Origin of the sequence: Microbacterium sp. 69-7, assembly GCF_001897985.1 — a bacterium.
In the GTDB taxonomy this organism is placed as follows: Bacteria; Actinomycetota; Actinomycetes; order Actinomycetales; family Microbacteriaceae; genus Microbacterium; species Microbacterium laevaniformans.
The window spans coordinates 1051-27041 of the sequence record NZ_MKRU01000008.1; the positions used below are offsets into that span (position 1 = coordinate 1051).

Here is a 25991-nt window from a genome sequence, read left to right on the forward strand (position 1 = left end):
TCAGTTCCCGGGCGACATCGTCCTTCGCGTTGGCACGCGTCTTCATGACGAGACGGATGACGAGCGCGTCCCCCGTGATCGACTCCAGGCCCCACACCTCGGGCTGCTCGATCACGCGGGTGCGCCACTTCGGATCCTTCGCGAGGTTCTTCGCCGTGGCGAGCATGGTCTTCTCGACCTGATCGATCTCGACGTCGACCGGCAGAGCGAGGTCGATGATCACACGAGACCATCCCTGGGACATGTTGCCGATGCGGGTGATCTCGCCGTTGCGTACGTACCAGAGTGTCCCGTTGACGTCCCGGACGTGCGTGATGCGGACGCTGACGTACTCCACGATGCCGGTGGCCAGACCCAGATCGACGACGTCGCCGATGCCGACCTGATCCTCGGCGACGATGAAGATGCCGTTGAGCACATCCTTGACGATGTTCTGCGCACCGAAGCCGAGGCCGGCGCCGATCGCCGCCGACAGCAGCGCGAAGGAGCCGAGCGCGCTGGGAGCGAGCACGTTGAAGGTCAGCAGGATGGCGATGGTGACGATCGCGACGTTGACGATGTTCTGCAGGATCGACCCGAGCGTGCGGGTGCGCTGCACGAGCCGCATGGCGGCCAGCGGTGAGCGCTCCAACGCCTGCGTGTCATCGACGTTCGCCTTGCTCTTGGCGCCGGAGACGATCCGGTCGACGATCCTCCGGATGACCAGGCGCAGCACCCACGAGGCGATGAAGGCACCGACGATGATGCCCGCGATCGTGAGGAGGTTCACCCCGGCCTCGCCCAGCCAGGTGAGGATCGCCGTCCACACCCCGGGGTCGATCACGGGGGCCGTCGCTCCGCCGCCGGAGTCAGAGAAGTACCGCATCTCCTCGATCCTAACGAGGCCGGCTCTGTCCGTTCTGGGAACCCGCGGGGGAGTCATCGGCCCACCCACCCCAATGGGCGATGATGACGGCCTGAATGCGATCTCGCGCACCCAGCTCGGCAAGCACGCGACCGACGTGGGTCTTCACGGTCGTCTCGCTGAGAAACAGCTCGCGCGCGATCTCGGCGTTCGTCAGCCCGCGCGCCAGCGCGAAGAACACGTCCTTCTCCCGAGGCGTGAGCTCGCCGCTGGCCCCGGCATCCAGAGCGCCGAAAGCGTACTCGTCGAGGTCAAACGTCGTGAGCACCAGCACCCGCGTCTCCGGCGCCTCGGCGACGACACGCGCCGTCGCCGCCACACCATCGAGTCGCGGCATGCGAACATCCATCAGCACGACGTGCGGTCAGAGCGCTGTGCACATCGCGACGGCATCGGCGCCGTCGACCGCCTCGCCCACCCCGGCGATGTCCGCCTCGGCGTCCAGTACCAGGCCGAAACCCAGCCGGATGAGCTGCTGGTCGTCGGCGATGACGACACGAATCGGGTCGGGCCCGTCGCCGCACGGGCGCGCGCCGCATCCTCCGTGGCCGTGGCGCCCTCGGCCAACGCGACCATCACCGTGAGCGAGTGCGCCACGACATCGTGCATCTCGCGAGCGATGCGCGCACGCTCGGCAGCGGCGGCGTGCTCCGCGTGCTGCGAGCGTTCGGCCCACAGCTGACCGGAAGTCTCCATCAGCGCCTCGACGTAACGGGCGCGGTTGCCGATGTTCACGCCCACGAGGCACCCGAGCAGGAGGCCCACCGCAAGAGCGGCGCACCCGTTGACCGCCGTCGACCACGGCAACGCCCCGAGCAGGACGGCGGTGCCCGCGGCCATCGCCGCCCCACCGACGACGATTCCCGACGCGATCCACGCGGCCGAGGGCCCCGCGTACACGGCGACGGCGTAGACGGCGACGGCCGTCGTCGCCGCCCCCACACCCGCACCGGATGACACGGCGAGAACGGCGCCCACCGCCGCGAGCGAAAACGGCACCAGTGGGAGACGGCGACGCCAGAGCATCGCCACGCACGCGAGGGTGAGCACGACGACGACGATGGGACGCACCCCCGTCCACAGCCGCGCGTCGCCGGCGAAATCGTCCCGTCCTGGGGCGGGAAACGTCACCAGGGCGGTGAGAAGAGCGACGATGACGTCGGTCAGGCGAGGATGGCGCGCCCAGAAGCGGCGGATCACGCCGGGTGGACGCGGAAGCCGTCATCTCCTCCAGCTCAGGCGTCCCGACCGCGCAGGCTCGCCCAGGCTCCGAGAAGCAGCGCGGCAGGCCATGCCGCGAGGGTCGCCACGCCTCGCAGCACGTCCTCGCCACCGGCGGTGGTCGCGGACTGCGCCCCCGACACCGGCAGATAGGCGCTGGCATCCACGATCCACTTCCAGCCCTCGCCGGCGAAGGAGAACATGCTGAGGACGATCGGCAGGACGAACAGCACGCCCACGGTCGCCGCGATCGCGCCGGCACCGTTGCGCACGATGAAGCCGAAGCCGAGACCGATCAGGGCGAACATCGCCATGGCGAAAACGCCCGCCAGCAGCGGGAACCACGACGTCTTGGGGTCGGACCAGTCGATCGCCGTCTTGAGGATCGGGGCCGTCGCCAGGGCGGCGATCGCGTACGTGATCGCCGTCGTCACGGCCAGCACCACGGCCACGACGAGAGCCTTGGCGACGAGCACCGCGCCACGGCGCGGCTCCGCGGTCAGGGTGGAGCGGATCATGCCCGTGGAGTACTCGCCGGTGATGGCGATCGCTCCCAGGATGCCGGCGACGAGCATCGTGAACTGCATCGGCATGACGATGACCATCACCGGTGCGAACCCCGCGTCGAAGCCGCGCAGCGCGGAAGCCATCAACAGCGAGATGCCGACGGACAGAGCGACGGTGATCGCGAGTGACCACCAGGTCGAGCGCAGCGACAGGAGCTTGAGCCACTCGCTGCGAACGACGCGGGGGAAGGTGAGGTGGTACGGCGAGCGGGGGGCATGCGTCGGCGAGGCGGTCGATGCCGTGGGGGCGGTCGCGGTGCTCATGCGATCTCCTTCGTCTTGTACTGGACGGCGCCTTCGGTGAGCGCCATGTAGGCCTCTTCGAGCGAACCGGTTCGTGGCGTGAGCTCGTGCAGGGGGATGCCGCGCTCAGCGGCGAGGTCGCCGATCGCGCGAGCGCTGACGCCTGCGACGAGCAGTCCTCCGTCGCCGGCATCGGTCACCGTGACGTCCGGCGAGCCGAGCGCTGCGGCGAGATCGGATGCGCGCGGGGTACGGACGAGCACCTCGTTGCGCGTCCATGCCCGCACCAGCTCGGGAAGGGGCGCGTCGGCGATCACGCGTCCGCGACCGAGGACGATCACGTGGTCGGCGGTCTGCGACATCTCACTCATCAGGTGGCTCGACAGCAGCACGGTGCGGCCTTCTCCCGCCAGATGACGCACGAGCTGACGCACCCACCGCACGCCTTCGGGGTCGAGGCCGTTGACCGGCTCGTCGAGAATCAGCGTCTGCGGGTCGCCGAGAAGCGCCGCCGCGATGCCGAGTCGCTGTCCCATGCCGAGGGAGAACTTCCCTGCGCGCTTGCCCGCGACAGCCTCGAGACCGGTGAGGGCGATGACCTCGTCGACGCGCGTGTTCGCGATGCCGTGGGTCGCCGCCATGGCACGCAGGTGCCCACGCGCCGAACGCCCCGTGTGCACGGCTTTCGCATCGAGCAGCACGCCGACCTCCGTGAGCGGTGAACGACTCTGCGTGTACCGGTGCCCACCGACGCTCACGCGGCCCGCCGACGGGGCGTCGAGCCCGACGATCATGCGCATGGTCGTCGACTTTCCGGCGCCATTGGGGCCGAGAAAGCCGGTCACCTGCCCGGGTCGCACCGTGAACGAGACGTCGTCGACGGCGGTGGTGCTTCCGTATCTCTTCGTGAGGTTCTCAGCAACAATCATGCTTCGACGCTACGGCGACAGCGGTCGGCACCACATCCTGCGAGAGGATGAGATCAGCCGCGCACCCTCGTCCGGACGAAGGATGCGCGGCTGAGCGTGGCGGGACGCGATCAGCTGTCGGCGTCGCGCTCCTGCACAGCGAGGGCGCGCTCGACGCCCGCGAGGTTCTCGTTCACGAGTCGGCGGAGGGCCGCCGGGGCCTCGGTGTGCGAGGCGAGCCACTGACGGGTCGCGTCGCGCAACGCCAGGGAGGCGAGCGGCGCGGGATACAGCCCCGTGATGAGGTAGTTCGCGATCTGGTAGGTCCGCGACTCCCACACCGGCAGCAGCATGTCGAAGTACGGCTGGACGAACGATTCCAGAGCCGCGATGCCGGCGGGGTGCACGAATCCGAGAGCGGCGGAGCGCACGACGGTGTTCGGCAGGTCGGCGCTGTCGACGAGTGACGCCCAGGCCGCACGCTTGGCCTCGACCGTGGGCAGGGCCGCTTTCGCCTGCGCCGCGAACTCTCCGCCCTTCGCCGTGTTGTCCGCGGCCAGCGCCGCATCGATCTGCTCGGACGAGACGACGCCGCCGGCTGCCAACGACACCAGCAGCGCCCACGAGAGGTCGGCGTCGATCTCGAGTTCAGGCAGCGTCAGCTCACCGTCGCGCAGAGCGCGCACCGTCTCCCACTGTGCGGCGGTCGCCGCTGCGGAGGCGAAGGCCGTGACGAACTGGAGCTGGCTGTCGCTGCCCGCCTCGGCGCCCTGAGCCAGCGCCCACAGGCCGTCGGCGACGCGCACCCGCGCAGCCTCGCGCTTGTCGGGGGCGACGTACGCGTTCGCCGCGAGCTGCAGCTGCGCGAGGGTGGTGCGCACCGTCGTGGACTCGGTTTCGGCGCCGATGTTGCGCAGGACCAGATCGATGTAATCGGATGCCGACGCCTCGGCATCCCGTGTCTGATCCCAGGCCGCGCCCCACACGAGTGAGCGCGCCAGCGGATCGCTGATACCGGCGAGGTGGTCGATCGCGGTGGTCAGCGAGCGCGGGTCGAGACGGATCTTCGCGTAGGCGAGGTCCTCGTCGTTCAGGAGGATGAGGTCGGGCTGACGCTCACCGACGAGTTCGGGCACCTCCGTGAGGTCGCCATCGACGTCGAGCTCGATGTGGCGTGTGCGCACCAGCGCCCCACCCTCGAGCGCGTAGAAGCCGACGCCGAGGCGATGCGGACGGATCGTCGGGTAATCGGCGGGCGCGGTCTGCACGATGGCGAACCGTGAGATGACGCCGTCATCGCCCACGCGCAGCTCGGGTGCCAGCGTGTTGACGCCTGCGGTCTCGAGCCACTTCTGCGACCAGCCCGACAGGTCGCGGCCGCTCGTGGCCTCGAGCTCGACCAGCAGGTCGGACAGCTCGGTGTTGCCGAACGCGTGCTTCTGGAAGTACTGACCGACGCCGGCGAAGAAGGCGTCGATGCCCACCCACGCCGCCAGCTGCTTCAGCACGGAACCACCCTTGGCGTAGGTGATGCCGTCGAAGTTGACCTGCACGTCTTCGAGGTCGTTGATCGTGGCGACGACCGGGTGCGTGGAGGGCAGCTGGTCCTGGCGGTACGCCCAGGTCTTCTCCATCGCGTTGAAGGTCGTCCACGCCTCGGTCCACTCGGTCGCCTCCGCGGTGGCGATCGTCGACGCCCACTCGGCGAAGGACTCGTTGAGCCAGAGGTCGTTCCACCACTTCATGGTCACCAGGTCGCCGAACCACATGTGCGCCAGCTCGTGCAGGATCGTGACGACGCGGCGCTCCTTGACGGCGTCGGTCACCTTGCTGCGGAAGACGTACGTCTCGGTGAACGTCACGGCCCCGGCGTTCTCCATCGCGCCGGCGTTGAACTCGGGGACGAAGAGCTGGTCATACTTGGCGAAGGGATAGGGGACGCCGAACTTCTCCTCGTAGTACGCGAACCCCTCACGCGTCTTGTCGAAGATGTACTCGGCATCCAGGTGCTGCCAGAGGCTCTTTCGGCCGTAGACACCGAGCGGGATGACGGCGCCCGAGGCGCTGGTCAGCTCGCTGAAGGTCGCTTCGTACGGGCCGGCGACGATGGCGGTGATGTAGGACGAGATCCGCGGGGTGGGCTCGAACGCCCAGATCGCGGCGCCGCCATCGCCGGCCACCGGCTCGGGCGTGGGGGAGTTGGAGATCACCTTCCATGCGGCGGGCGCCGTCACGGTGAAGCGGAACGTCGCCTTCAGATCGGGCTGCTCGAACACGGCGAACACGCGACGGGAGTCGGGAACCTCGAACTGCGAGTAGAGGTAGACCTCGCCGTCGACCGGGTCGACGAAGCGGTGCAGGCCCTCGCCGGTGTTGGTGTACACGCAGTCGGCGTCGACGATCAGCTCGTTCTGGGCGCGCAGACCCTCCAGCACGATGCGAGAGTCGCCGAAGGCGGATGCGTCCACGGGGGTGCCGTTGAGCGTGATCTCGCGGACGTCGCGGGCGATCAGGTCGATGAACGTCGACGCACCTTCGGTGGCGCCGAAACGCACGACCGTGCGTGAGCCGAACACCTCCGGGCCACGAGTGAGGTCGAGCGCGATGTCGTACGACTGCGTCTCGACGATGGCGCGGCGCTCCTGCGCCTCGATGCGGGTGAGGTTCTCTCCAGGCACTGCGGTACTCCCGTGGGTGAGGGGTGGGGTCTGAACCATCCGGCACTGCTGGCGCCGACGGCAACCCATCCAGCCTACGCGGTCGTCGTTTCACGCTGCACGTGGCTGCGGGCGTGTGCGATGGCGGAGGGGAGGTCGGTGAACAGGTGGTTGTGGTGGCGCAGAGCGGCGAGCACGCCCACCGTGCGGAACAGATCCTCGTGTCGGGGCTGCACGCCCTTGATGAGCACGGTGATGCCGCGGCGCTCCAGCGTCTGCGTGATCTCGCCGAGCATGTGCGCCCCCGTCGCATCGACCAGTTCCAGCTGACTCATCCGCATGATGACGACCGAGACGCCGCGAACCGCGTCGACTTCGGCCGACACCCGATCGGCGGACGTGAACGACAGTGGCCCGTCGAAGCGCAGGATCGCGATACGGTCGTCGCCCGGTTGCGTCTGTCCGCGCACGTCTTCGCGCCGCACCTGCGACGCCTGCGACATGCCGCGCAGCGCGAAGAAGCCCGCGAAGGCGACGCCGATCACGACCGCGACGATCAGATCGAACGAGACGGTGATGACCGCCGTGGCGACGAAGGCCACGGCATCCGCCCGCGTGGAACGCAGGATGGCGCGGACGGTGTCGAGATGCACCATCCGGACGGCCGTGACCATGAGCACGCCCGCGAGGGCTGCCAGCGGGATCTGCCCGACGGGGCCGGCGGCCACGAGCACGACCAGCAGCAGAACGACGGCATGCGTCACCGCGGCCAGGCGACTGCGCCCACCCGATCGCACGTTGACGGCGGTCCGTGCGATCGCGCCGGTCGCCGGCATCCCGCCGAACAGGGACGAACCGATCGATGCGAGCCCCTGCCCGATCAGCTCCCGATCCGGGTCATAGGTCCCCGTGTCACCCAAGCTCGCGGCGACGCGCGCCGACAGGAGCGACTCGATGGCGGCCAGCGCTGCGACCGTCGCAGCCGGGGCCGTCAGGGCCGCGAGGCTGGAGAGGTCGAGCGCCGGCGGCGCGGGAGCGGGCAGTGTGCCGGGGAGGGCACCGATCCGGGCCAACGGGGCGCCGACGACGAGGGCCGCGACGGCGACGACGACGATGCCGACCAGAGACCCGGGCACACTGCGGTGCAGCCGGGGCGCACCCCACATACATGCCGTGACGACGGCCACTGCTCCCAGCGCCCACGCGGCATACGCAGGGTCGAGAGTGGCGAAGGCCTGCACGGCCGCGACGATCGCGTTGGAGCTGTGCTCGCTCGCACCGGCGACGTGGGACGACACGAGCGCGGGGATCTGCTGGGCGAAGATGATCACCGCGATGCCGAGCGTGAACCCCTCGATGACGGGCCACGGGATGAAGGAGACGGCGCGCCCCAGCCGGAGCACGCCGGCAAGGACCACCAGGACGCCCGCCAGGAGCGTCACCACCACGACGGCGCCCGGGCCGTGGCCGGCCACGATCGGAACCAGGACGACGACCATCGCCCCGGTGGGCCCGGACACCTGCACGTGCGAGCCGCCGAAGACCGCGGCGATCACGCCGGCCACGACGGCCGTCACCAGGCCCGCCTCCGCGCTGAGACCCGAGCTCACACCGAAACCCAGCGCCAGCGGGAGCGCGACGATGCCGACGGTCACGCCGGCGACGAGGTCACCGCGCCACGTGCGCCGCAGCCCCGCGTAGTCCCGACGCGAGGGCAGCAGGTTGCGGATCCGGACGTTCACGAGCGCGCCGCAGGCAGTGCGGGCAGGGACTGCGCATCGACGAGAAGCTCGCCATCCGCGCTCAGGATGCCGAGAAGCAGCTCACGAGCCGCGGTCAGCAGGTCCGCGACGCCGGGGTCGGCCAACCGGTAGTAGACGTGGCTGGCGCGACGCTCGGACTCGACGAGTCGGTGACGGCGCAGCACGGCGAGGTGCTGGGACAGATGCGAAGCCTCCAGGCCCGTTTCGGACTGGAGGTCCGCGACGCGGACCTCCTCAGCCCCTGCGAGCAGTTCGAGAAGACGGATGCGGAGGGGATGCGCCAGCCCCTTGAACAGGTTCGCCTTGACCTCGTAGAGGGGGCGCTGGCTCTGAGTGAATGGCATGATAAAGCCATCATATCGTCTCTTCGCGCGCCGCCGCAGGCGCCCCGGGGGCTCCCTAGGATGGGGGCATGCGCATCCACATCGCCACCGATCATGCGGGTCTCGAGTTCTCCACGCAGCTGCAGCACCACCTCGCGGGACAGGGCCACGACGTCGTGGACCATGGGCCGATCGAGTACGACCCGCTGGACGACTATCCCGCGTTCTGCATCCGTGCCGCCCAGGCCGTCGTGCGCGACCAAGCCGCAGGGATCGAGACGCTGGGCGTCGTGTTCGGCGGATCGGGTAACGGCGAGCAGATCGCCGCCAACAAGGTGCACGGTGTCCGGGCGGCGCTCGTGTGGAGCATCGCCACGGCCGAACTGGCTCGGGAGCACAACGATGCCAACGTGATCTCCATCGGCGCCCGTCAGCACACCGTCGATGAGGCGATCGCCTTCATCGACCGCTTCATCGCGACACCGTTCTCGGGCGAGGAGCGCCACGCGCGCCGCATCGCCCAGCTCGCCGCATTCGAGACGGACGGCACTCTGGTTCCCGACCCGCGGGCGGGGACGCCGGCGCCGGCCGGTGGCGAGTCCGTCGACGCGATGGATCCCGAAGCCGGCTGATGCCCGAAGGTCACTCCGTACACCGCATCGCGCGCCAGTTCGATCGGAACTTCGTCGGACGAGAGATCTCGGCATCCAGTCCGCAGGGCCGCTTCGCCGAGGGCGCCGCGGTCATCGACGGCCGCGAAGCGATCGAGGTGCGCGCTGTCGGCAAGCAGATGTTCCTCGCCTTCGACGGAGACGTCTGGCTCCGGGTGCACCTCGGCATGTACGGCGCGTGGGACTTCGCGGGCGAAATCGAGATCGATCCCACGATCGCCTCGGCCAACGGGCGCATGGGCCAGACCAATCAGCGCGGGACCGATCTGGACGCCGTCTACGACGCCGCGGGCGAGAACTCCCTGAGCTCGATCGGCGCGCCGCGCAAGACCCGCGTGCATGTGCGGATGAGTGAGCAGACGCGCGGCCTGGAAGGCGCCGACGACACCGAGTGGCCGCCACCGGTCGTCGGCCAGGTGCGGCTGCGACTGCTCACCGCCGTCACGTCTGCGGATCTGCGCGGCCCCACCGCCTGCGAGCTGCAGACGCCGGACGACGTGCAGGCGACGATCGCGAAACTCGGACCCGACCCTCTGGTCGATGATCTCGCCGAGGGGGAGGAGCGCTTCGTCGCGGCCGTCCGCCGCAAGGCGACGCCGATCGGCCTTCTGCTCATGGACCAGTCCGTCGTCAGCGGCATCGGCAACGTCTACCGCGCCGAGCTGCTGTACCGCGCCCTGCTCGACCCGCACACGCCCGGAAAGATGGTTCCCGAAGAGCTCGTCCGACAGCTCTGGCGCGATTGGACGCGCCTGCTCGTGATCGGAGTCGAGACGGGTCAGATGATGACCATGGACGACCTCGATCCCGAGGCCTACCGGCGCGCGATGGCGAGTCGCGATGATCGGCACTGGGTGTACCACCGCGCCGGGCTGCCCTGTCGCGTCTGCGGCACCGAGATCGTGCTCGAGGAGATGGCCGCCCGAAAGCTCTACTGGTGCCCGAACTGCCAGAAGTGAGGCATCGATGAGACAGAACCCGAGCTTCACCGTGACCGACGTCGCGGAGCTGTGTCGCATCCTCGACGAGAACCCCTGGATGACGCTCGTGAGCCACGGCCCTGACGGTCTGGTCGCCTCGCATTACGCCGTGCTCCTGGACGACCACGACGACCTCACGGTCGTCGGTCACGTCGGCAAGCCGGACGATGCGATCCACGGTCTGGGACAGCACGAGCTGCTGGTGATCGCCCAGGGGCCGCACGGGTACATCTCGCCGCAGTGGTACCTGCCGGGGCCGAACGTCCCGACCTGGAACTACGTTGCCGTGCACCTGTCCGGCATCCCCGAGATCCTCACCCCGGACGAGAATCTCCGTGTGTTGGAGCGGCTGGTGGCACGCTTCGAGAGCGCACTGCCCCAGCCGCGGCCGATGTGGCAGCCGCCCAACGACGAAGACTTCATCCGCCGACTGGAACGGGGCACGGTCGGCTTCCGCCTGACGCCCACGAAGGTGGTGGCCAAGCGCAAGCTGAGTCAGAACCGACCAGACGAGACCGTTGACGAGATCGTCGAACAGTTGGAAGCCGGCAGTCCCTACGCCGATCCACGGCTGGCGGGGGAGATGCGCCGCGCGCACGAGACGCTCCGGGCCGCGCGTGGTGCACAAGTCCGCCTGAACGGGCCGGGAGAGGCCTCACCTGCGCCGTCGACGCGTCCTGAGGAGGAGTTGTGAACGGGATGCCGCCGCGAGGCGCGACCGTCGACGTCATCGCCAACGCCCGCCTCACCGGTGCCGACCGGCTCGACCCGTTCGGTGACGACCCGGTCGACATCCACCTCGCCCAGGGGCGGATCGTCGACATCGCCCCGGTGCGCGCCCTTCCCCGACGCGGCGAGGTGCTCGACGCGGATGGCGGCTGGGTGATCCCGGGGCTCTGGGACCACCACGTGCACACCGTCCAGTGGGCGCTCGTCGCGCAGCGCGTGGCGCTGGGCGGAGTCAGATCGGCCGCAGAGGCCGCCGCTCAGATGGCCGGTGCGGCGCCGCTCGGCGACGGTCGACGTATCGGCACCGGCTTTCGCGATGCGCTGTGGCCCGACGAGATGACCGTCGCGGCTCTCGACGCGGCGACCGGCGATGTGCCCACGTACCTGATCAACGCCGACGTGCACAGCGTGTGGCTCAACACCGCGGCGTTGCGACGCGAGGGCTTCACGGCCGATGAGACCGGTGTGCTGCGGGAAGAACCCGCGTTCGAGATCTCCCGTCGACTGAACGCCGCCGATCCTCGCGTCGGCGACCGGCTGGTGACGGCGGCACTCGACGACGCCGCTGCGCGCGGGATCGTGGGCATCGTCGATCTCGACATGGCGTGGAATGCGGATGCGTGGCGCCGCCGCCTGGATGCCGGGTTCGACGCCGCCCGCGTCCGCTTCGGCATCTATCCGGCGCAGCTCGACCGCGCCCTGGCGGAGAGGCTGGCGTCGGGCGACGCGCTGGATCGGGCGGGGCTCGTCCGCGTCGGGCCGCTGAAGATCATCACCGACGGCTCGCTCGGCACCCGCACGGCAGCATGCTCGCACCCCTATCCCGGCGACCCCCACAACCACGGGCTGCTCACCGTGCCCCCGGAAACGCTCGCGGAGCTGATGACCCGCGCCACAGGGGGAGGGCTGGCGTGCGCCGTGCACGCCATCGGCGACGTCGCGAATTCGCACGCGCTCGACGCCTTCGCGACCACCGGTGCGACCGGCACCATCGAGCACGCACAGCTGGTCGCCCACGTCGACATCCCCCGCTTCGCGCGCCTCGGCGTCGGTGCCAGCGTGCAGCCGGAGCACGCGATCGATGACCGCGACATGACCGACACGATCTGGGCGACGCAGACCGGCATCCCGTACGCGCTGCGTTCGCTGGCGGCATCCGGCGCCAACCTCTTCTTCGGATCCGATGCGCCTGTCGCCCCGCTGGATCCGTGGGCAGCGATGGCTGCCGCCGTGTTCCGGACCCGCGACGGGCGCCCGGCCTGGCGCCCCGAAGAGGGCGTGGATGCCGCGACCGCCCTCGCCGCCTCCACCGACGGCGGATCGCACACCGGCTCGGCCCTGTTCCCCGGCGACGTGGCCGATCTCGTCGTGGTCGACCGCGACCCGCTGAGCGCCGATGAGGCAAGCCTGCGCGCGACTGTCGCCCGGGCGACCACGATCGAGGGCCGTCTCACGCACGTGTCATGAGCCCCGACGAACAACGAACGCCCCGGGATCTCGTTCCGGGGCGTTCGTGTCGAGCTGTGATTACGCGGCGAGGTGGGCCGAGAGGAACCAGCGGTCCTTCTCGAGGCCGGCCTTGATGGCGATCGCGACGTCCTGGCTGGTGAGGTCGGTCTCGTCGAGTCCGTCGATCGCGGCCTGCACGTCGGAGATGACGGCATCCATGTCCGAGACGATGGCGACGATCTCGTCCTGCCACTGCGCGAAGCCAGCCGGCACCGAGGTCGCTCCGGTCTTCTCGGCGACCGTGGACACACGCGCGTCGACCGGCAGACCGAGGGCGACGATGCGCTCCGCTGCGAGGTCGGCGAAGCCCTGAGCGTTGCTGACGACCTGGTCGAGGAGCTCGTGGATCGCGATGAAGTTCGCGCCGCGCACGTTCCAGTGCGCCTGCTTGCCGTTGACGGCCAGGGCCTGCAGTCCGAGCACGACGGGCGTCAGGAACTGGGCGGTGCCGGCGGCCGCCTCGGGGCCGGCAGCGGTCGTGGAAATGTTCTGCGTCTTGGTCATGATCTCGTCTCCGTTCGTCGGGGTTCTCCCACGTTGATGACAACGCTACCGAGCGCCCTGCATTCCGCAAGGTAGAAAAGGCTGGGCTTACGGATGGGCCGTGAATATGCCGCCGCGACTATCGTCGGCCACATGACGATCGCCGAAGACGCCTCGATCCTGTCCATCCCGGCCGGTCGGCCGGTCGTACACGCGACCGCGTTCGTCGCCTCCGGCGCACGCCTGGTCGGCGACGTCACCCTCGAAGAGGGCGCAAGCGTCTGGTACAACGCCGTCGTCCGCGGCGACAGTGCTTCGATCACGCTGGGAGCCGGAAGCAACCTGCAGGACAACGTCTCGGTGCACGTGGATGCCGAGCACCCCGTGGTCATCGGGCGGGATGTGTCGGTGGGTCACAACGCCGTGGTGCACGGGTGCACGATCGGCGATGGCTCGCTGATCGGCATGGGCAGCGTGGTGCTGTCGGGTGCGGTCATCGGTTCGGGGTGCCTGATCGCCGGGGGAGCCGTCGTGCTCGAAGGGTCCGTCATCCCGGAGGGGTCGCTGGTTGCCGGCGTGCCCGCCAAAGTCCGCCGCGAGCTCACCAACGAGGAGAAGGCGGGGATCCTCCGCAACGCCCAGATTTACCGGGCGCACTCGACCGCGCACGCGACGGCATCCGACGGGCGCTGATGTTGCCGCGTTCGAGTTTCGTCGAGGAGTTGGCGCGGTTGCTGCCGGCTCCGGCCCCGGGCACGGCGTGCACCTTCATCGCCATCGACGGTGTGGACGGCGCCGGCAAGACCACGCTCGCGGACAACCTCGCGGAGATCATGCGACCGGCGAGAGCGGTCGTAAGGATCTCCATCGATGGGTTCCATCGGCCACGCGCAGCGCGACACGCGCGTGGTCGCGACTCACCCGAAGGCTTCTGGCTCGATTCCTACGACTACGCTGCCTTTTGGCGTGAGGTCGTCGTGCCGTTCCGCTCGGGGACGGGCACCTATCTAGCCGCGGTCCACGACGTCGACAGCGACGCGCTTGTGTCCGCTCCTCGGCTTCCGGTGATCGCCGGCGCAACGGTGATCACCGACGGAATCTTCCTCCACCGTGACGAGCTGCGCGACGTCTGGGATACGACTGTCTTTCTCGACGTCCCGGCCACGGAGTCAGTGCGGCGGCTCGCCCTCCGCGACGGCTCCTCGCCGGATCCCCTGCACACCAGTCAGCGACGGTATGTCGAGGGTCAACGTCTCTACCTCACGGCGTGCTCGCCTCGCGAGCGCGCATCGATCCTGGTCGACTACTCCGACATCGCTGCGGCGTCGATCGTTCGTGGATCCCGCGGTGCTGACCGGGTCGGGCCGCTGGCGTCGAGAAGGGCCAGTGCTCCGGATCAGTCATGTGGAGGGGATGACGGGAATCGAACCCGCACCATCAGTTTGGAAGACTGAGGCTCTACCATTGAGCTACATCCCCGAGGCCGCTTGCGAGCGGCATCCCGAAGAGTCTACAAGGTCTTGTCGGCTAGACTGACCAACGGCCGTTATTCGGCGCACGCGACCTGAAAAGGTGAGTGCGCGCCCGGGGCGTAGCTCAGCTTGGTAGAGCGCCCGCTTTGGGAGCGGGAGGCCGCAGGTTCAAATCCTGTCGCCCCGACACGAACGACCCCCAGACCTAAGAAACCACGGACGCGCACGTGTGCGTCCGGACACGAGGAGAACACAGGCATGGTCACCAGCACCGTCGAGAAGCTCAGCCCCACGCGGGTCAAGCTGCACATCACGGTCACCCCGGACGAGCTCAAGCCGAGCATCTCGCACGCGTACGAGCACATCGCCCAGGACATCCAGATCCCCGGTTTCCGCAAGGGCAAGGTTCCCGCCCCGATCATCGACCAGCGCGTCGGCCGCGGTGCCGTCATCGAGCACGCGGTCAGCGAGGGACTGGATGCCTTCTACCGCGAAGCCGTCACCGCCAACGAGGTGCGCATCGTCGGCCGTCCGTCGGCCGAGGTCATCGAATGGCCCAGCGACAAGGACTTCTCCGGTGACCTCAAGGTCGAGGTCGAGGTGGACGTGCGTCCCGAGTTCGATCTGCCGGCCCTCGACGACGTCACCGTCGAGATCGACGCCGTCGAGACCGACGCGGCCGCCGTCGATGCGGAGCTCGACCGCCTGCGCGGCCGTTTCGGCACGCTGGTGACCGTCGACCGTCCCGCAGCCAAGGGCGACTTCGTCGAGCTGAACCTCGTCGCAACGATCGACGGCGCGGAGATCGACCGCGCAGAGGGCGTGTCGTACGAGGTCGGCTCGGGCGAGCTGCTCGAGGGCATCGACGAGGCCGTCGAGTCGCTCACCGCCGGTGAGGACACGACGTTCCGCAGCTCCCTCGTCGGCGGCGACCACGCCGGCCAGGAGGCGGAGGTCTCGGTGACCGTCACCGCCGTCAAGGAGCGCGAGCTGCCCGAGGCCGACGACGACTTCGCGCAGATGGCCAGCGAGTTCGACACCATCGCAGAGCTGCGCGAGAGCCTCGCCGAGCGCGTCTCGGAGCAGTCGGTGTACCTCCAGGGCGCTGCGGCGCGCGACAAGCTCATCGAGGCGCTGCTCGCCAAGGTCGAGATCCCGGTGCCGGCGCAGCTGGTCGAGGACGAGGTGCACACGCACCTCGAGGGCGAGGGCCGCCTGGAGGACGACGAGCACCGTGCCGAGGTCACCGAGGCCAGCGAGAAGCAGTTCCGCACGCAGATGATCCTCGACAAGCTTGCCGAGGCGCACGACGTGCAGGTCTCGCAGGAGGAGCTGACGCAGTACCTCATCCAGTCGGCCGCGCAGTACGGTATGGCTCCCCAGGAGTTCGTCGACGCTCTTCAGCAGGGTGGGCAGCTGCCCGCCATGGTCGGCGAGGTCGCCCGCAACAAGGCGCTCGCGATCGCCCTCGGCAAGGTGTCGGTCGTCGACACCAACGGCAAGGCGGTCGATCTGACCGGCTTCGTCGTCGAGGATGAGGCCGACGCCGAGGCCGAGGTCGTCGCGGAGGCGGAGGAGATCGCCGACGAGGCTGCCGCCGCAGAGGCGAAGCCGGCCAAGAAGGCACCGGCGCGCAAGCCCGCCGCCAAGAAGGCCGACACGGATGCCGCCGAGGAGCCGGCCGCGAAGAAGCCCGCCGCCAAGAAGCCCGCTGCCAAGAAGGCGCCGGCGAAGAAGGCCGACGCGGAGTAAGTCCACGGGGACGCGTCCCCACGAAGGGTCGGATGCTGCGGCAACCGGCCCTTCGTCGTTCCCGCTCGTGACACCTGCGACACGAGGCTCCGCCGACGGCGAACACGGGCGAGGCGGCGTGCCTGCCCAGATAGATTCAATGGCGTACGGAAACCCGGAATCAGGAGTATCCATGGCTGAACCACTTGTCGCTACGAGCGTCTTCGACAGGCTGCTGAGAGACCGCATCATCTGGCTGGGGTCGGAGGTGCGCGACGAGAACGCGAACGAGATCTGCGCCAAGATCCTGCTCCTCGCGGCCGAGGACAGCGAGAAGGACATCTACCTCTACATCAACTCGCCCGGCGGCTCGATCACCGCCGGCATGGCGATCTACGACACCATGCAGTTCGTGCCGAACGACATCGTCACGGTCGGTATCGGCATGGCCGCGTCGATGGGCCAGCTGCTGCTGACCGCGGGCACGAAGGGCAAGCGCTACATCACGCCCAACGCGCGCGTGCTGCTGCACCAGCCGCACGGCGGTTTCGGCGGCACGGCGAGCGACATCCAGACGCAGGCGCAGCTCATCCTCGACATGAAGAAGCGCCTGGCGGAGATCACTGCCGCCCAGACCGGCAAGTCCGTGGAGCAGATCAACGCCGACGGCGACCGGGATCGCTGGTTCTCCGCCGAGGAGGCCCTGGCGTACGGCTTCGTCGACCACATCCGCGAGTCGGCCACCGATGTCATCGGCGGCGGCGGCACCAAGAACTGAAGGAACCGAGAATGAACATGCCCACCGCCGGCATCCCGCAGGGCTTCCAGATGCCCTCCAGCCGCTACATCCTGCCGCAGTTCGAAGAGCGCACCGCCTACGGCTACAAGCGCCAGGACCCGTACAACAAGCTGTTCGAGGATCGGATCATCTTCCTCGGCGTCCAGGTCGACGACGCATCTGCGGACGACGTCATGGCGCAGCTGCTCGTGCTCGAGTCGCAGGATCCCGACCGCGACATCATCATGTACATCAACTCGCCGGGCGGCTCCTTCACCGCGATGACGGCCATCTACGACACGATGCAGTTCGTGTCTCCGGAGATCCAGACGGTCGTGCTCGGCCAGGCGGCCTCTGCCGCGTCCGTGCTGCTCGCCGCCGGAGCCCCGGGCAAGCGTCTGGCGTTGCCCAATGCCCGCATCCTGATGCATCAGCCCGCCGTCGGCGAGTCGGGACACGGTCAGGCATCGGACATCGAGATCCAGGCCGCCGAGATCATGCGCATGCGCACGTGGCTGGAGGAGACGATGGCGCGCCACACCAACCGCACGCAGGAGCAGGTACACAAGGACATCGACCGCGACAAGATCCTTTCGGCCTCCGAAGCGCTCGAGTACGGCGTCGTCGACCAGGTGCTGACCTCGCGCAAGCGCGTTCCGGCTGCGCTCACCTCCTGACCGGACACCACCCGACACAGGCCCCGCCGTCACTTCGACCGCGGGGCCTCGTCAGGTGCGCAGAGTTTCACAACCGTGTCGCAATCCGGCGAGATGTCGGTCGCAGCGGTTAGGCTCGAAGCGCATCCCTGAGAGGTCTCTGGAGGAGGAGCATCATGGCTCGCATCGGTGAGAGCGCCGACCTGTTCAAATGCTCCTTCTGCGGCAAGAGCCAGAAGCAGGTGCAGCAGTTGATCGCCGGCCCCGGCGTGTACATCTGCGACGAGTGCGTCGAACTCTGCAACGAGATCATCGAAGAGCGCATGGCGGAGTCCGCCGACGGTGTCGTCAGCGACTTCGACCTCCCGAAGCCTCGCGAGATCTTCTCCTTCCTGGAGGAGTACGTCGTCGGTCAGGAGCCGGCGAAGAGGGCTCTCGCCGTGGCCGTGTACAACCATTACAAGCGGGTCCGCGCCCACGGGACCCTGCAGTCGGCCGAGCAGCGCGCCGACGAGGTGGAGATCGCGAAGAGCAACATCCTGCTGCTCGGCCCCACCGGGTGCGGGAAGACCTATCTCGCCCAGACGCTCGCCAAGCGACTGAACGTGCCCTTCGCCGTTGCGGATGCGACCGCACTGACCGAGGCCGGCTACGTCGGCGAAGACGTCGAGAACATCCTCCTGAAGCTCTTGCAGGCCGCCGATTTCGATGTCAAGCGCGCCGAGACCGGCATCATCTACATCGACGAGGTCGACAAGATCGCCCGTAAGGCCGAGAACCCGTCGATCACGCGCGACGTGTCCGGAGAGGGCGTCCAGCAGGCGCTGCTGAAGATCCTGGAGGGAACGGTCGCCTCCGTGCCGCCGCAGGGCGGCCGCAAGCACCCGCACCAGGAGTTCATCCAGATCGACACCACCAACGTGCTGTTCATCGTCGCGGGCGCCTTCGCGGGCCTCGAGGACATCATCTCCGCGCGTGTCGGCAAGCACGGCATCGGTTTTGGTGCACCACTGCATCGCAAGTCCGAGGACCTCAACCTCTTCGGCGAGGTCCAGCCCGAAGACCTCCACAAGTTCGGCCTGATCCCCGAGTTCATCGGCCGCCTGCCCGTGGTGACGTCCGTCGCGCCGCTCGACCAGGCGGCACTCATCGAGATCCTCACCGGACCGAAGAATGCGTTCGTGAAGCAGTATCAGCGCATGTTCGAACTCGACGGCGCAGAGCTGGAGTTCGAGGACGACGCCCTGCGCGCGATCGCCGACCTCGCCGTCGCCCGCAAGACCGGTGCCCGTGGACTTCGCGCGATTCTCGAGGACGTTCTCGGTCCGATCATGTTCGAGATCCCCTCTACCGAGGACGTCGCGAAGGTCATCGTGACGCGGGCGTCCGTCACCGAAGGAGCTCCGCCGACCCTCGTGCTGGAGCACAAGCGCAAGAGCGCCTGACGCGGTGTCCGCGCCGTACACGTCACGCGAGCAGCCCTCCAAGGCCGTTCGCGTGCTCCGCGTCACCGTGGCGATCGTGATGGCCACCCTCATCTTCGTCGGTGTCGGAGCCGTCACCTTCATGCACGCCTTCGGCCCGCGCGACGGAGAATCGATCGCGCATGCGCGCGTCGACATGGCGGCACGCGAGCTGCAACGGCGGGTGAACCAGCCGGGCCCGGGTGTGGATGCACAGACTCTCGCCGCCGCCGAGTTCATCGGGACGGTCGGGGGAGCCGACGTCCACGCGTATTCGTGGCGCGGGTCGACGTCCGATCCCGACGGGGCCCGCATCGACGTCCGCCTGCGCGTGAGCGTCCAACCGCAACCGCCCCGCGAACTCTTCCAGCCCGGTGTCGCCGCAGGAAGCGCCACGGAGTGCTTCCGGTTCCACGTGCGGCAGGGTCGCTCGTCCTATCGGCCGATCGAATGCCCCGCCTCGATTCCATCCTCGACGCCGACCCTCCCCGCGTCCGCAGCCCCCTCGCCGTCAGCGACGCCCCTTCCGATTCCCTCGGCGACACCCTGAGCGAGGCAGCGGGAGGTAGCGCCATCGCACACCGCCTCCCGCGCGCTCGTCAGCTTCCGAGTCCTCGCCGCACCAGCAGAGGCGCGATGTCGGCATCCCGCCCGCGGAAGTCACGGTACGCCTCCAACGGGTCCTTCGAGCCGCCCACTCCGAGCACGCGGTCGCGGAAGCGATCGCCACCGGCGCGGGTCAAGCCCCCGTTCTCCGCGAACCACTCGACCGTGTCGGCGTCGAGCACTTCGCTCCAGATGTACGAGTAGTAGCCCGCGCTGTAGCCGCCCGAGAACACGTGAGCGAAGTAGGTGGACGAGTACCGCGTCGGCACGACCGGATTGTGCAGACCGATGTCCGCCAGCGCCGCTGCCTCGAACGCGGCGACGTCCGTCACCGCATCGGCCTCCTTGACGTTCACGCCGTGCCATGCCTGGTCGAGCCACGCCGCGGCCAGGTACTCACTCGTGGCGAACCCCTGGTTGAAGGCTTCGGAGGCGTGCAGGCGGGCGACGACGTCGGCGGGCAACGGCTCGCCGGTGTCGATGTGCCGAGCGTACGAGGAGAGCACCTCCGGCCAGAGGATCCACATCTCGTTCACCTGACTCGGGAACTCCACGAAGTCGCGGAAGACCGCGGTGCCGGCGAAGTGCGGGAAGGTCACCGTCGCGAACAGACCGTGCAGCGCGTGCCCGAACTCGTGGAACATCGTCGTGACCTCGTCGAGCGTCAGGAGCGTCGGCTTGCCGGCGGCCGGCTTGGGCACGTTGAGGTTGTTCACGACGATCGAACGCGTACCGCGCAGGTGCGACTGCGTCACGATGGAGTTCATCCATGCCCCGCCGCGCTTGGTGTCGCGCGTGTAGAGGTCGAAGAGGAACAGGCCGAGCGCGGATCCGTCGGCGTTGTGCACTTCGAAGACGCGCACGTCGGGGTGGTAGGCGGGAAGATCGGGACGTTCGGTGAACGTGATGCCGTACAGCGAGGTCGCGGCGAAGAAGACCCCGTCGACGAGCACCCGCTCCGCCTCGAACCAGGGCCGCAGTGCCGTGCGATCCACGGCATACTCCGCTTCGCGCACACGCTCGGTATAGAACGCCCAGTCGTGCGCTTCGAGCGGGAACGGCTCGGGCTCAGCGTCCACCATCGCCTGCAGCGCCGCCTGCTCCGCACGCGCGTTGGCCGCCGCCGGTGCAGCGAGCTGCCGCAACAGCGCACGGACGGCCCCGGGAGAGCCGGCCGTCTCGTCGCTGGTCACGTAGGCGGCGTGGTTCTCGTATCCGAGGAGCGCAGCCCGCTGCGCACGCAGGCGCACGATCTGAGGCAGCACGTCGCGATTGTCGTTCGCGTTGCCGCGCGAGCCACGCGATCGCGAGGCCGCGAGCAGACGTCGGCGGCTCTCGCGGCGCGTGAGGCTCGACAGGTACGGATGCCCGGTGAAGAGCGTGAGCGTCACGACGTAGCGCCCCTCGAGTCCGCGGTCCGCGGCATTCTGCGCGGCGGCAGACAACTCACCGTCCGTCAGGCCGTCGAGCTCGTCCGCGGAGTCGAAGACGACGGCGAGGTCGTTCGTGTCCGCGAGCAGATTCTTCTCGAACGTCGTCGTGAGCACCGACAGCCGCTGGTTGAGATCCGTGAGCTGCTGCTTCTCGGCATCGTCGAGCCCCGCGCCGGCATGAGCCATCTCGCGGAATCGACGTTCGACCAGATAGCGCTCCTCTGCGCTCAGTGCATGTTCGTCGCGACTGTCGAAAACGGCCCGTACTCTCGCGAAGAGCGCGCCGTCCAATTGCACGGCATCGTGATGGGCGGCCATCAGCGGCGCGAGCGTCTCTTCGATCTCCTGGATCTCGGGCGACGCGTCGGCTGAGGAGACCGTGTAGAAGGTGCGCGCCACCTGGCCCAAGAGCTCTCCGGCGCGCTCCAACGCGACGATCGTGTTCTCGAACGTGGGGGCGGACTCGTCAGCGACGATGGCATCGATCTCGCTGCGGTGCCGCGCGAACCCCTCCATGAACGCGGGGAGATAGTGCGCCGGGGCGATCGACGAGTAGTCGGGGAGGCCGTAGGGCAGTGAAGAGGGTGCCAGCAGAGGATTGGAGTCGACGTCGATCATCCCTCCAGCGTAGGCCGGAAATCTCCAAAGATCTGGTTGCAAAGCATTCTTTGCAAGAGTAGCTTTGCATTATGATCCCCGATGATGCACCCGACGGATCCGTAACGGGACGCGCCGAAGAGCGCCGACTCGACGCCGGAGCGCTGCGCGCCCTCGCCCACCCGCTGCGGATCGAGATCTTCGACATCCTCAACCAGTACGGCCCGCAGACGGCCAGTTCCTTGGCGGCGATGACGGGGGAGTCGTCCGGGGCAACCAGCTACCACCTACGCGCACTCGCGAAGCACGACCTCATCCGAGAGCTCAGTGACCGCGGCACGGGACGCGAGCGCTGGTGGGAGCGGCCCCGCGGCGGCATCTCCTTCACCAACCCCGAGGCGATGAAGACGCCCGCCGGCAAGGCGTCCACGCAGCTCGTCATGAGCGAGTTCCTCACGCGGCGTCACCAGCAGTTGATGCGCTACGTGACCGAGAGCTTGGCCTCTCCCGGCGGCCTCGACGAAGCCAACGCGATGGTCGCGACCTCGACGTTGCGACTCACTCCGGCGCAGACGGAGGCGCTCATCACCGAGATGCACGAGCTCGTGCTGCGCTACGGCGACCTCTACCGCGATCAGACCGGCGCGGACCTCCAGCCCATCAGCATCCGCACCGATGTTTTCCCGCTCCCCGAAGATGGACTCAGCTCATGACGACGCCCGCCACGCACGAGGATGCCGGGGCACCGGCATCCTCGCCGCTGCCACCCGTCCACCGGGCCCCGCCCGGGCGGGGTTTTCGCACGCTGTGGTCGGCGGCGGTCTTCAGCAACCTCGCCGACGGTGTCGGACGCACGGCGGTGCCCCTGATCGCCATCACGCTGAGCTCCGACCCGCTGGTGATCTCGGTGCTGTCGGCACTGGCGTTCGTGCCGTGGTTGATTTTCGGCTTGCCCGCGGGGCTGATCGTCGACCGCCTGGATCGGCGCTACGTCATGGCGTTGGCGAACGTGATCCGGGGAAGCGTGGCGCTGTGGCTCGCCATCCTCGGTGCCTCCGGCAGCCTGAGCCTCTGGCGCTGTTCGTCGGCACGCTGGTGTTCGGTCTGGGCGAGACGCTGTTCGACAACGCCACGAATGCGGTCATCCCCGGCGTGGTCGAGCGTGATCAGCTCGATCGCGCGAACGGGTGGATCCAGGCTGCTCAGGTGACCGTCGACAGTTTCATCGCCACCCCGATCTCCGGCATCCTGTTCGCCGCCTCACTCGCCCTGCCGCTCTGGATCGGTTCGGCGGGGTACCTTGTCCCGGTCGTCCTCGCTCTGCTGCTTCCCCTTCCGGCGGCTCGGCCGCTTCGCACGCCGGCCGATCCCGACGACGCCGCTCGTCCTGCTGCACAGCGCTCGGGGGCGCGGGAGGCGCTCTCCTACCTGTGGCATCACCGCTATCTGCGCACGATGGTCGTGTTCACCTCGTTCACCGGAAGCGCGCTGGCTTTCGCGCAGGCGGTCATCGTCCTCTTCTTCGTCGACGCGCTGGCCGTCCCGGCCGCTGCCATCGGGTTCGTCACCGCCGGTCTCGGGGTAGGCGCCCTGTGCGGATCGCTGCTCGCGCCGCGTCTGGTGGCTCGATGGGGGCGGGGCCCGGTGATGTTCGCAGCAATCCTCAGCGGAGGTGTCGCGATGCTGCTCACCGGCATCGCACCGTCGGTCTGGACGGCCATCCTCGCCTTCGCAACCGCCGCGTGCGCGGTGTCGATCTGGAACGTGCCGTGGGGCAGCCTGCGTCAGCAGATCATCCCGCCCGATATGTTCGGCCGCGTGCTCGGCATCACGCGCACCCTCACCTGGGGGCTGTTCCCGATCGCCACGATCCTCGGCGGCCTCGTCGCGCGGATCGATCTGCGCCTGCCCTTCCTCATCGGTGGCGCCGCGACGGCGATCGTCGCGCTCCTCGGCATGCGACTGCTCATCGCGGGGACGCGACAGGCGGGAGCGGAGATCGCTTGACGGCGCTCGAGGCGGCCGGCGGGACCGACCCCGATCCAGACCTGCTCCCCCTCGAACGCCGGCGCTCTGGTGGAGGGGGCGACGACGTACGAGTGGGTACTCGCGGCGGAGGATCTGCTGGTGCGCCCCGAGCGCCGGCGAGACCTCTATGGCGGCGCTGCCGCGGATCCGCGCGTCGGCAGGAGACCGCGACATCTGGGTCGTGGGGGGCGGAGACCTGGCGGGTCAGTTCTTCGACGCGGGTGCCCTCGACGAGATCGCCGTGTCGGTCGCGCCCGTCACGCCCGGCGCAGGGGCGCCGCCGCTGCCCCGGCGCAGCGAAGCAGAGCGCCTCTCCTTGCGCTCTGCTCACGCGGCTGGGCCCGTCGCCCGGCTCGTCTACGACGTCGTGCCGCCCGACGCCGTCCTTCACCTAGGAGCGCCCGTTCTCAGCCGAACTCATCCTCGTCGTCGTGCCGCACGAGCACCTCACCGGATGCCGTGGCCTCCACGATCACGCCGGTGTCCAACTCGGCGATCGGGCGCCCCTCCAAGAAGGTCAGCGTCCAGCGAGGGCGCGGCTGGCCGAGGTCGTCGCCGGGAAGCGCGCGATCGACAGCGTGGATCTGCGGTCGCAGGACGGCAGGAACGGCCGCCGGCGGCTCGTCGCCGCTGGTCCATCGTGTCCCGAGCTGCATCTCACGCCTCCGGAGCGAGCTCGACGGCCTGCACGACCAGGCCTTCCCCGCCACCGACCAGCTCCAGCTCGGCGATGCGCCCGACAGCCTTGAGGTCGCCCTCTGCGAGACGGAGGGCGGCGATGGTCACGTCGTCGCCGCCGAGCACGAGGCGCGCCACCGGCGTCTTCTGAGACGCCTTGGCCTCGGTCTTGGCACGGCGGATGCCGATGAGCGCAGCGCTGGCCGCCGCGAGCACGCCCGGGTCACCGGGTGCGCCGCCCTCGACAGGCTCAGGCCAGGACGCGGTGTGCACCGAGCCGTCCTCGAACCATGACCAGGCTTCCTCCGTCGCGAACGCGAGCACGGGGGCGAGGAGACGCAGCAACGTCGACAGCGCCGTGCGCAACGCGAGTGCCGCGGAGGCCTGTCCGACGTCGGTCTGGTTGTAGGCGCGCTCCTTGACGAGTTCGAGATAGTCGTCGCAGAACGTCCAGAAGAACGCTTCGGTGATCTCCAGGGCGCGGGCATGGTCGTACGCCTCAAAGGCGGCCGTGGCGTCGCGCACCACACGGTCGAGAGTCGCGAGCATCGCGGCATCCAGAGCGTGGGTCACCTCGGCGCCCGCCGGCACGGGGAACGACAGCACGAACTTGGCTGCATTGAGTACCTTGATCGCCAGGCGTCGCCCGATCTTCACCTGCGTCGGGTTCTGGGGGTCGAACGCGGCATCGGCGCCGAGCCGGCTCGATGCGGCCCAGTACCGCACCGCGTCGGTGCCGTGCTGGTCGAGGATGTCGGCGGGGGTGACCACGTTGCCCTTGGACTTCGACATCTTCTTGCGGTCGGGGTCGACGATGAAGCCGCTGATGGCGGCATCCGACCACGGAGCGCGATCGTCTTCCAGGGCCGAGCGGACCATCGTGGAGAACAGCCAGGTGCGGATGATGTCCTGGCCCTGGGGACGCAGGTCGAACGGCGCGACGACGTTCCAGAGCTCTTCGTCGCGCTGCCATCCGCCGGCCAGCTGCGGCGTGAGCGAGGAGGTCGCCCACGTGTCGAAGATGTCCTTCTCACCCTCGAAGCCGCCGGGCACGCCGCGCTGGGACTCCGTGAAGCCGGGCGGCACGTCGGTCGTCGGGTCGACCGGCAGGCTCGCGACCTCGGCGGTGATCACACCGCCCTCGACCCGCTCGCCGTTCTCGTCGAGCGGATACCAGACGGGGATCGGCACGCCGAAGAAGCGCTGGCGGCTGATGAGCCAGTCACCGGTCAGGCCGTTGGTCCAGTTCTCGTAGCGCACGCGCATGAAGTCCGGATGCCACTGCATGCCCTGACCGAGTGCGATGAGCTTCTCGCGGAACGCCTCGTCGCGGGCGCCGTTGCGCAGGTACCACTGGCGCGTGGAGACGATCTCCAGCGCACGGTCACCCTTCTCGTAGAACTTCACCGGGTGGCTGAACGGCTTCGAAACCTGCAGCAGCTCGCCCGAGGCCTCCAGCAGCTCGACCATCTTCTTCTTGGCGCTGAAGACGGTGAGCCCGGCCAGCTCGGCGTAGGCGGCCTTTGCGGCATCCGTGGTCACGGCCTCGGGGGCGTCGGGAAGGATACGTCCGTCCTGGCCGAGGATCGTCC

The 25991-nt window shown here is 68.8% G+C and carries 21 protein-coding genes, 2 tRNA genes and 4 pseudogenes; 14 read left to right on the forward strand and 13 right to left on the reverse strand.

The genetic code is table 11. The features are described from left to right. The 8 genes and pseudogenes from BGN98_RS00960 to BGN98_RS00995 form a co-directional block, all read right to left on the reverse strand. Nucleotides 1-865, reverse strand: an 865-nt coding sequence (locus BGN98_RS00960; RefSeq protein WP_288118931.1) for a mechanosensitive ion channel family protein, incomplete at its 3' end; no start/stop codon positions are given. A 10-nt stretch (nt 866-875) separates the two neighbouring features. Next, nucleotides 876-1406: pseudogene (locus BGN98_RS00965) on the reverse strand (response regulator transcription factor). Nucleotides 1407-1477: 71 nt separating this feature from the next. Then, nucleotides 1478-1930 (reverse strand): annotated as a pseudogene (locus tag BGN98_RS14725) (histidine kinase); the annotation flags it as partial. A gap of 209 nt (nt 1931-2139) precedes the next feature. Continuing rightward, the gene (locus BGN98_RS00975) at nt 2140-2955 is read right to left on the reverse strand and encodes an ABC transporter permease (protein ID WP_288118934.1); all 816 of its coding nucleotides are present in this window, start codon (nt 2953-2955) and stop codon (nt 2140-2142) included. Then, nucleotides 2952-3863 carry an ABC transporter ATP-binding protein gene (locus BGN98_RS00980; RefSeq protein WP_016465099.1) on the reverse strand — a complete coding sequence of 304 codons (912 nt, stop codon included), beginning with the start codon at nt 3861-3863 and terminating at the stop codon, nt 2952-2954. The genes BGN98_RS00975 and BGN98_RS00980 overlap by 4 nt, the downstream gene beginning before the upstream one ends. Before the next feature lie 110 nt (nt 3864-3973). After that, entirely contained in the window at nt 3974-6520 is a 2547-nt protein-coding gene (pepN, locus tag BGN98_RS00985) for an aminopeptidase N (RefSeq protein WP_288118939.1), read from the reverse strand. A 74-nt stretch (nt 6521-6594) separates the two neighbouring features. Beyond that, entirely contained in the window at nt 6595-8241 is a 1647-nt protein-coding gene (locus BGN98_RS00990; RefSeq protein ID WP_204947224.1) for a SulP family inorganic anion transporter, read from the reverse strand. Further along, on the reverse strand, nt 8238-8606 hold the full coding sequence (locus BGN98_RS00995) for an ArsR/SmtB family transcription factor (protein ID WP_005050323.1): 369 nt from the start codon (nt 8604-8606) through the stop codon (nt 8238-8240). The genes BGN98_RS00990 and BGN98_RS00995 overlap by 4 nt, the downstream gene beginning before the upstream one ends. Before the next feature lie 68 nt (nt 8607-8674). Between BGN98_RS00995 and BGN98_RS01000 the strand changes: the two genes are divergently transcribed. Genes BGN98_RS01000 through BGN98_RS01015 form a run of 4 tightly spaced genes read left to right on the forward strand, consistent with a single transcriptional unit; the run spans nt 8675 to nt 12432 of the window. Next, entirely contained in the window at nt 8675-9217 is a 543-nt protein-coding gene (locus tag BGN98_RS01000) for a ribose-5-phosphate isomerase (protein WP_204947222.1), read from the forward strand. Then, complete coding sequence (locus BGN98_RS01005) at nt 9217-10215, forward strand: Fpg/Nei family DNA glycosylase (protein ID WP_204947221.1); 999 nt, start codon at nt 9217-9219, stop codon at nt 10213-10215. The genes BGN98_RS01000 and BGN98_RS01005 overlap by 1 nt, the downstream gene beginning before the upstream one ends. A gap of 7 nt (nt 10216-10222) precedes the next feature. After that, nucleotides 10223-10930: an FMN-binding negative transcriptional regulator gene (locus BGN98_RS01010; protein ID WP_204947220.1), complete on the forward strand. Its 708-nt coding sequence runs from the start codon at nt 10223-10225 to the stop codon at nt 10928-10930. Between the two features lie 5 nt (nt 10931-10935). After that, the gene (locus BGN98_RS01015) at nt 10936-12432 is read left to right on the forward strand and encodes an amidohydrolase (RefSeq protein ID WP_233449854.1); all 1497 of its coding nucleotides are present in this window, start codon (nt 10936-10938) and stop codon (nt 12430-12432) included. 60 nt (nt 12433-12492) lie between these two features. Here the strand turns inward: BGN98_RS01015 and BGN98_RS01020 are convergent, their stop codons facing one another. Then, nucleotides 12493-12978 carry a Dps family protein gene (locus BGN98_RS01020; RefSeq protein ID WP_061683228.1) on the reverse strand — a complete coding sequence of 162 codons (486 nt, stop codon included), beginning with the start codon at nt 12976-12978 and terminating at the stop codon, nt 12493-12495. A gap of 132 nt (nt 12979-13110) precedes the next feature. Between BGN98_RS01020 and BGN98_RS01025 the strand changes: the two genes are divergently transcribed. Next, nucleotides 13111-13650, forward strand: coding sequence for a gamma carbonic anhydrase family protein (locus tag BGN98_RS01025; RefSeq protein ID WP_204947218.1), 540 nt, complete (start codon nt 13111-13113; stop codon nt 13648-13650). Nucleotides 13651-14362: 712 nt separating this feature from the next. On the opposite strand, the gene BGN98_RS01030 is transcribed toward BGN98_RS01025, so the two are convergent. After that, nucleotides 14363-14436: transfer RNA gene (locus tag BGN98_RS01030), tRNA-Gly, on the reverse strand. A 106-nt stretch (nt 14437-14542) separates the two neighbouring features. Here BGN98_RS01030 and BGN98_RS01035 point away from each other — a divergent pair. The 6 genes from BGN98_RS01035 to BGN98_RS01060 all read left to right on the forward strand — a co-directional run bounded on the left by BGN98_RS01035 (nt 14543) and on the right by BGN98_RS01060 (nt 19607). Further along, nucleotides 14543-14616: transfer RNA gene (locus BGN98_RS01035), tRNA-Pro, on the forward strand. A gap of 71 nt (nt 14617-14687) precedes the next feature. Continuing rightward, nucleotides 14688-16181 (forward strand): trigger factor, encoded by a 1494-nt coding sequence (gene tig / locus BGN98_RS01040; protein WP_204947217.1) that lies wholly within the window; start codon nt 14688-14690, stop codon nt 16179-16181. Nucleotides 16182-16353: 172 nt separating this feature from the next. Next, a complete protein-coding gene (locus tag BGN98_RS01045) occupies nt 16354-16938 on the forward strand; it encodes an ATP-dependent Clp protease proteolytic subunit (protein WP_016465111.1) in 585 nt (194 codons plus the stop codon). Nucleotides 16939-16949: 11 nt separating this feature from the next. Next, nucleotides 16950-17615: an ATP-dependent Clp protease proteolytic subunit gene (locus tag BGN98_RS01050; protein WP_016465112.1), complete on the forward strand. Its 666-nt coding sequence runs from the start codon at nt 16950-16952 to the stop codon at nt 17613-17615. A 155-nt stretch (nt 17616-17770) separates the two neighbouring features. Then, on the forward strand, nt 17771-19039 hold the full coding sequence (gene clpX, locus BGN98_RS01055) for an ATP-dependent Clp protease ATP-binding subunit ClpX (protein ID WP_061683225.1): 1269 nt from the start codon (nt 17771-17773) through the stop codon (nt 19037-19039). Nucleotides 19040-19043: 4 nt separating this feature from the next. Next, complete coding sequence (locus BGN98_RS01060; protein WP_288118963.1) at nt 19044-19607, forward strand: hypothetical protein; 564 nt, start codon at nt 19044-19046, stop codon at nt 19605-19607. 49 nt (nt 19608-19656) lie between these two features. On the opposite strand, the gene BGN98_RS01065 is transcribed toward BGN98_RS01060, so the two are convergent. Then, nucleotides 19657-21714, reverse strand: coding sequence for a M3 family metallopeptidase (locus BGN98_RS01065; protein WP_204947216.1), 2058 nt, complete (start codon nt 21712-21714; stop codon nt 19657-19659). Nucleotides 21715-21785: 71 nt separating this feature from the next. Between BGN98_RS01065 and BGN98_RS01070 the strand changes: the two genes are divergently transcribed. From BGN98_RS01070 to BGN98_RS01080, 3 genes and pseudogenes are all read left to right on the forward strand, one after another. Continuing rightward, nucleotides 21786-22406, forward strand: a complete 621-nt coding sequence (locus BGN98_RS01070; RefSeq protein WP_288118968.1) for a winged helix-turn-helix domain-containing protein — start codon at nt 21786-21788, stop codon at nt 22404-22406. Further along, nucleotides 22403-23700 (forward strand): annotated as a pseudogene (locus tag BGN98_RS01075) (MFS transporter). Before BGN98_RS01070 ends, BGN98_RS01075 begins: the two are co-directional and overlap by 4 nt. Before the next feature lie 148 nt (nt 23701-23848). Beyond that, nucleotides 23849-23986, forward strand: a pseudogene (locus tag BGN98_RS01080) (dihydrofolate reductase family protein); the annotation flags it as partial. A 142-nt stretch (nt 23987-24128) separates the two neighbouring features. Here BGN98_RS01080 and BGN98_RS01085 read toward each other — a convergent pair. Together BGN98_RS01085 and BGN98_RS01090 are read right to left on the reverse strand one after the other, a co-directional pair. Continuing rightward, the gene (locus BGN98_RS01085) at nt 24129-24377 is read right to left on the reverse strand and encodes a hypothetical protein (RefSeq protein WP_036285474.1); all 249 of its coding nucleotides are present in this window, start codon (nt 24375-24377) and stop codon (nt 24129-24131) included. Nucleotide 24378: 1 nt separating this feature from the next. Continuing rightward, a partial coding sequence (locus tag BGN98_RS01090) for a class I tRNA ligase family protein (protein WP_288118973.1) occupies nt 24379-25991 on the reverse strand: 1613 nt, incomplete at its 5' end.

Bases quoted from the DNA above. Each gene is read 5' to 3' on its own strand.
- BGN98_RS01070 (WP_288118968.1), top strand. From the start codon at position 21,786: ATGATCCCCGATGATGCACCCGACGGATCCGTAACGGGACGCGCCGAA.
- BGN98_RS01020 (WP_061683228.1), bottom strand. From the start codon at position 12,978: ATGACCAAGACGCAGAACATTTCCACGACCGCTGCCGGCCCCGAGGCG.
- tig (WP_204947217.1), top strand. From the start codon at position 14,688: ATGGTCACCAGCACCGTCGAGAAGCTCAGCCCCACGCGGGTCAAGCTG.
- BGN98_RS01045 (WP_016465111.1), top strand. From the start codon at position 16,354: ATGGCTGAACCACTTGTCGCTACGAGCGTCTTCGACAGGCTGCTGAGA.
- BGN98_RS00975 (WP_288118934.1), bottom strand. From the start codon at position 2,955: ATGAGCACCGCGACCGCCCCCACGGCATCGACCGCCTCGCCGACGCAT.
- BGN98_RS01000 (WP_204947222.1), top strand. From the start codon at position 8,675: ATGCGCATCCACATCGCCACCGATCATGCGGGTCTCGAGTTCTCCACG.
- BGN98_RS01015 (WP_233449854.1), top strand. From the start codon at position 10,936: ATGCCGCCGCGAGGCGCGACCGTCGACGTCATCGCCAACGCCCGCCTC.
- BGN98_RS00995 (WP_005050323.1), bottom strand. From the start codon at position 8,606: ATGCCATTCACTCAGAGCCAGCGCCCCCTCTACGAGGTCAAGGCGAAC.
- clpX (WP_061683225.1), top strand. From the start codon at position 17,771: ATGGCTCGCATCGGTGAGAGCGCCGACCTGTTCAAATGCTCCTTCTGC.
- BGN98_RS01005 (WP_204947221.1), top strand. From the start codon at position 9,217: ATGCCCGAAGGTCACTCCGTACACCGCATCGCGCGCCAGTTCGATCGG.
- BGN98_RS01010 (WP_204947220.1), top strand. From the start codon at position 10,223: ATGAGACAGAACCCGAGCTTCACCGTGACCGACGTCGCGGAGCTGTGT.
- BGN98_RS01050 (WP_016465112.1), top strand. From the start codon at position 16,950: ATGAACATGCCCACCGCCGGCATCCCGCAGGGCTTCCAGATGCCCTCC.
- BGN98_RS00980 (WP_016465099.1), bottom strand. From the start codon at position 3,863: ATGATTGTTGCTGAGAACCTCACGAAGAGATACGGAAGCACCACCGCC.
- BGN98_RS01065 (WP_204947216.1), bottom strand. From the start codon at position 21,714: ATGATCGACGTCGACTCCAATCCTCTGCTGGCACCCTCTTCACTGCCC.
- BGN98_RS01085 (WP_036285474.1), bottom strand. From the start codon at position 24,377: ATGCAGCTCGGGACACGATGGACCAGCGGCGACGAGCCGCCGGCGGCC.
- BGN98_RS01025 (WP_204947218.1), top strand. From the start codon at position 13,111: ATGACGATCGCCGAAGACGCCTCGATCCTGTCCATCCCGGCCGGTCGG.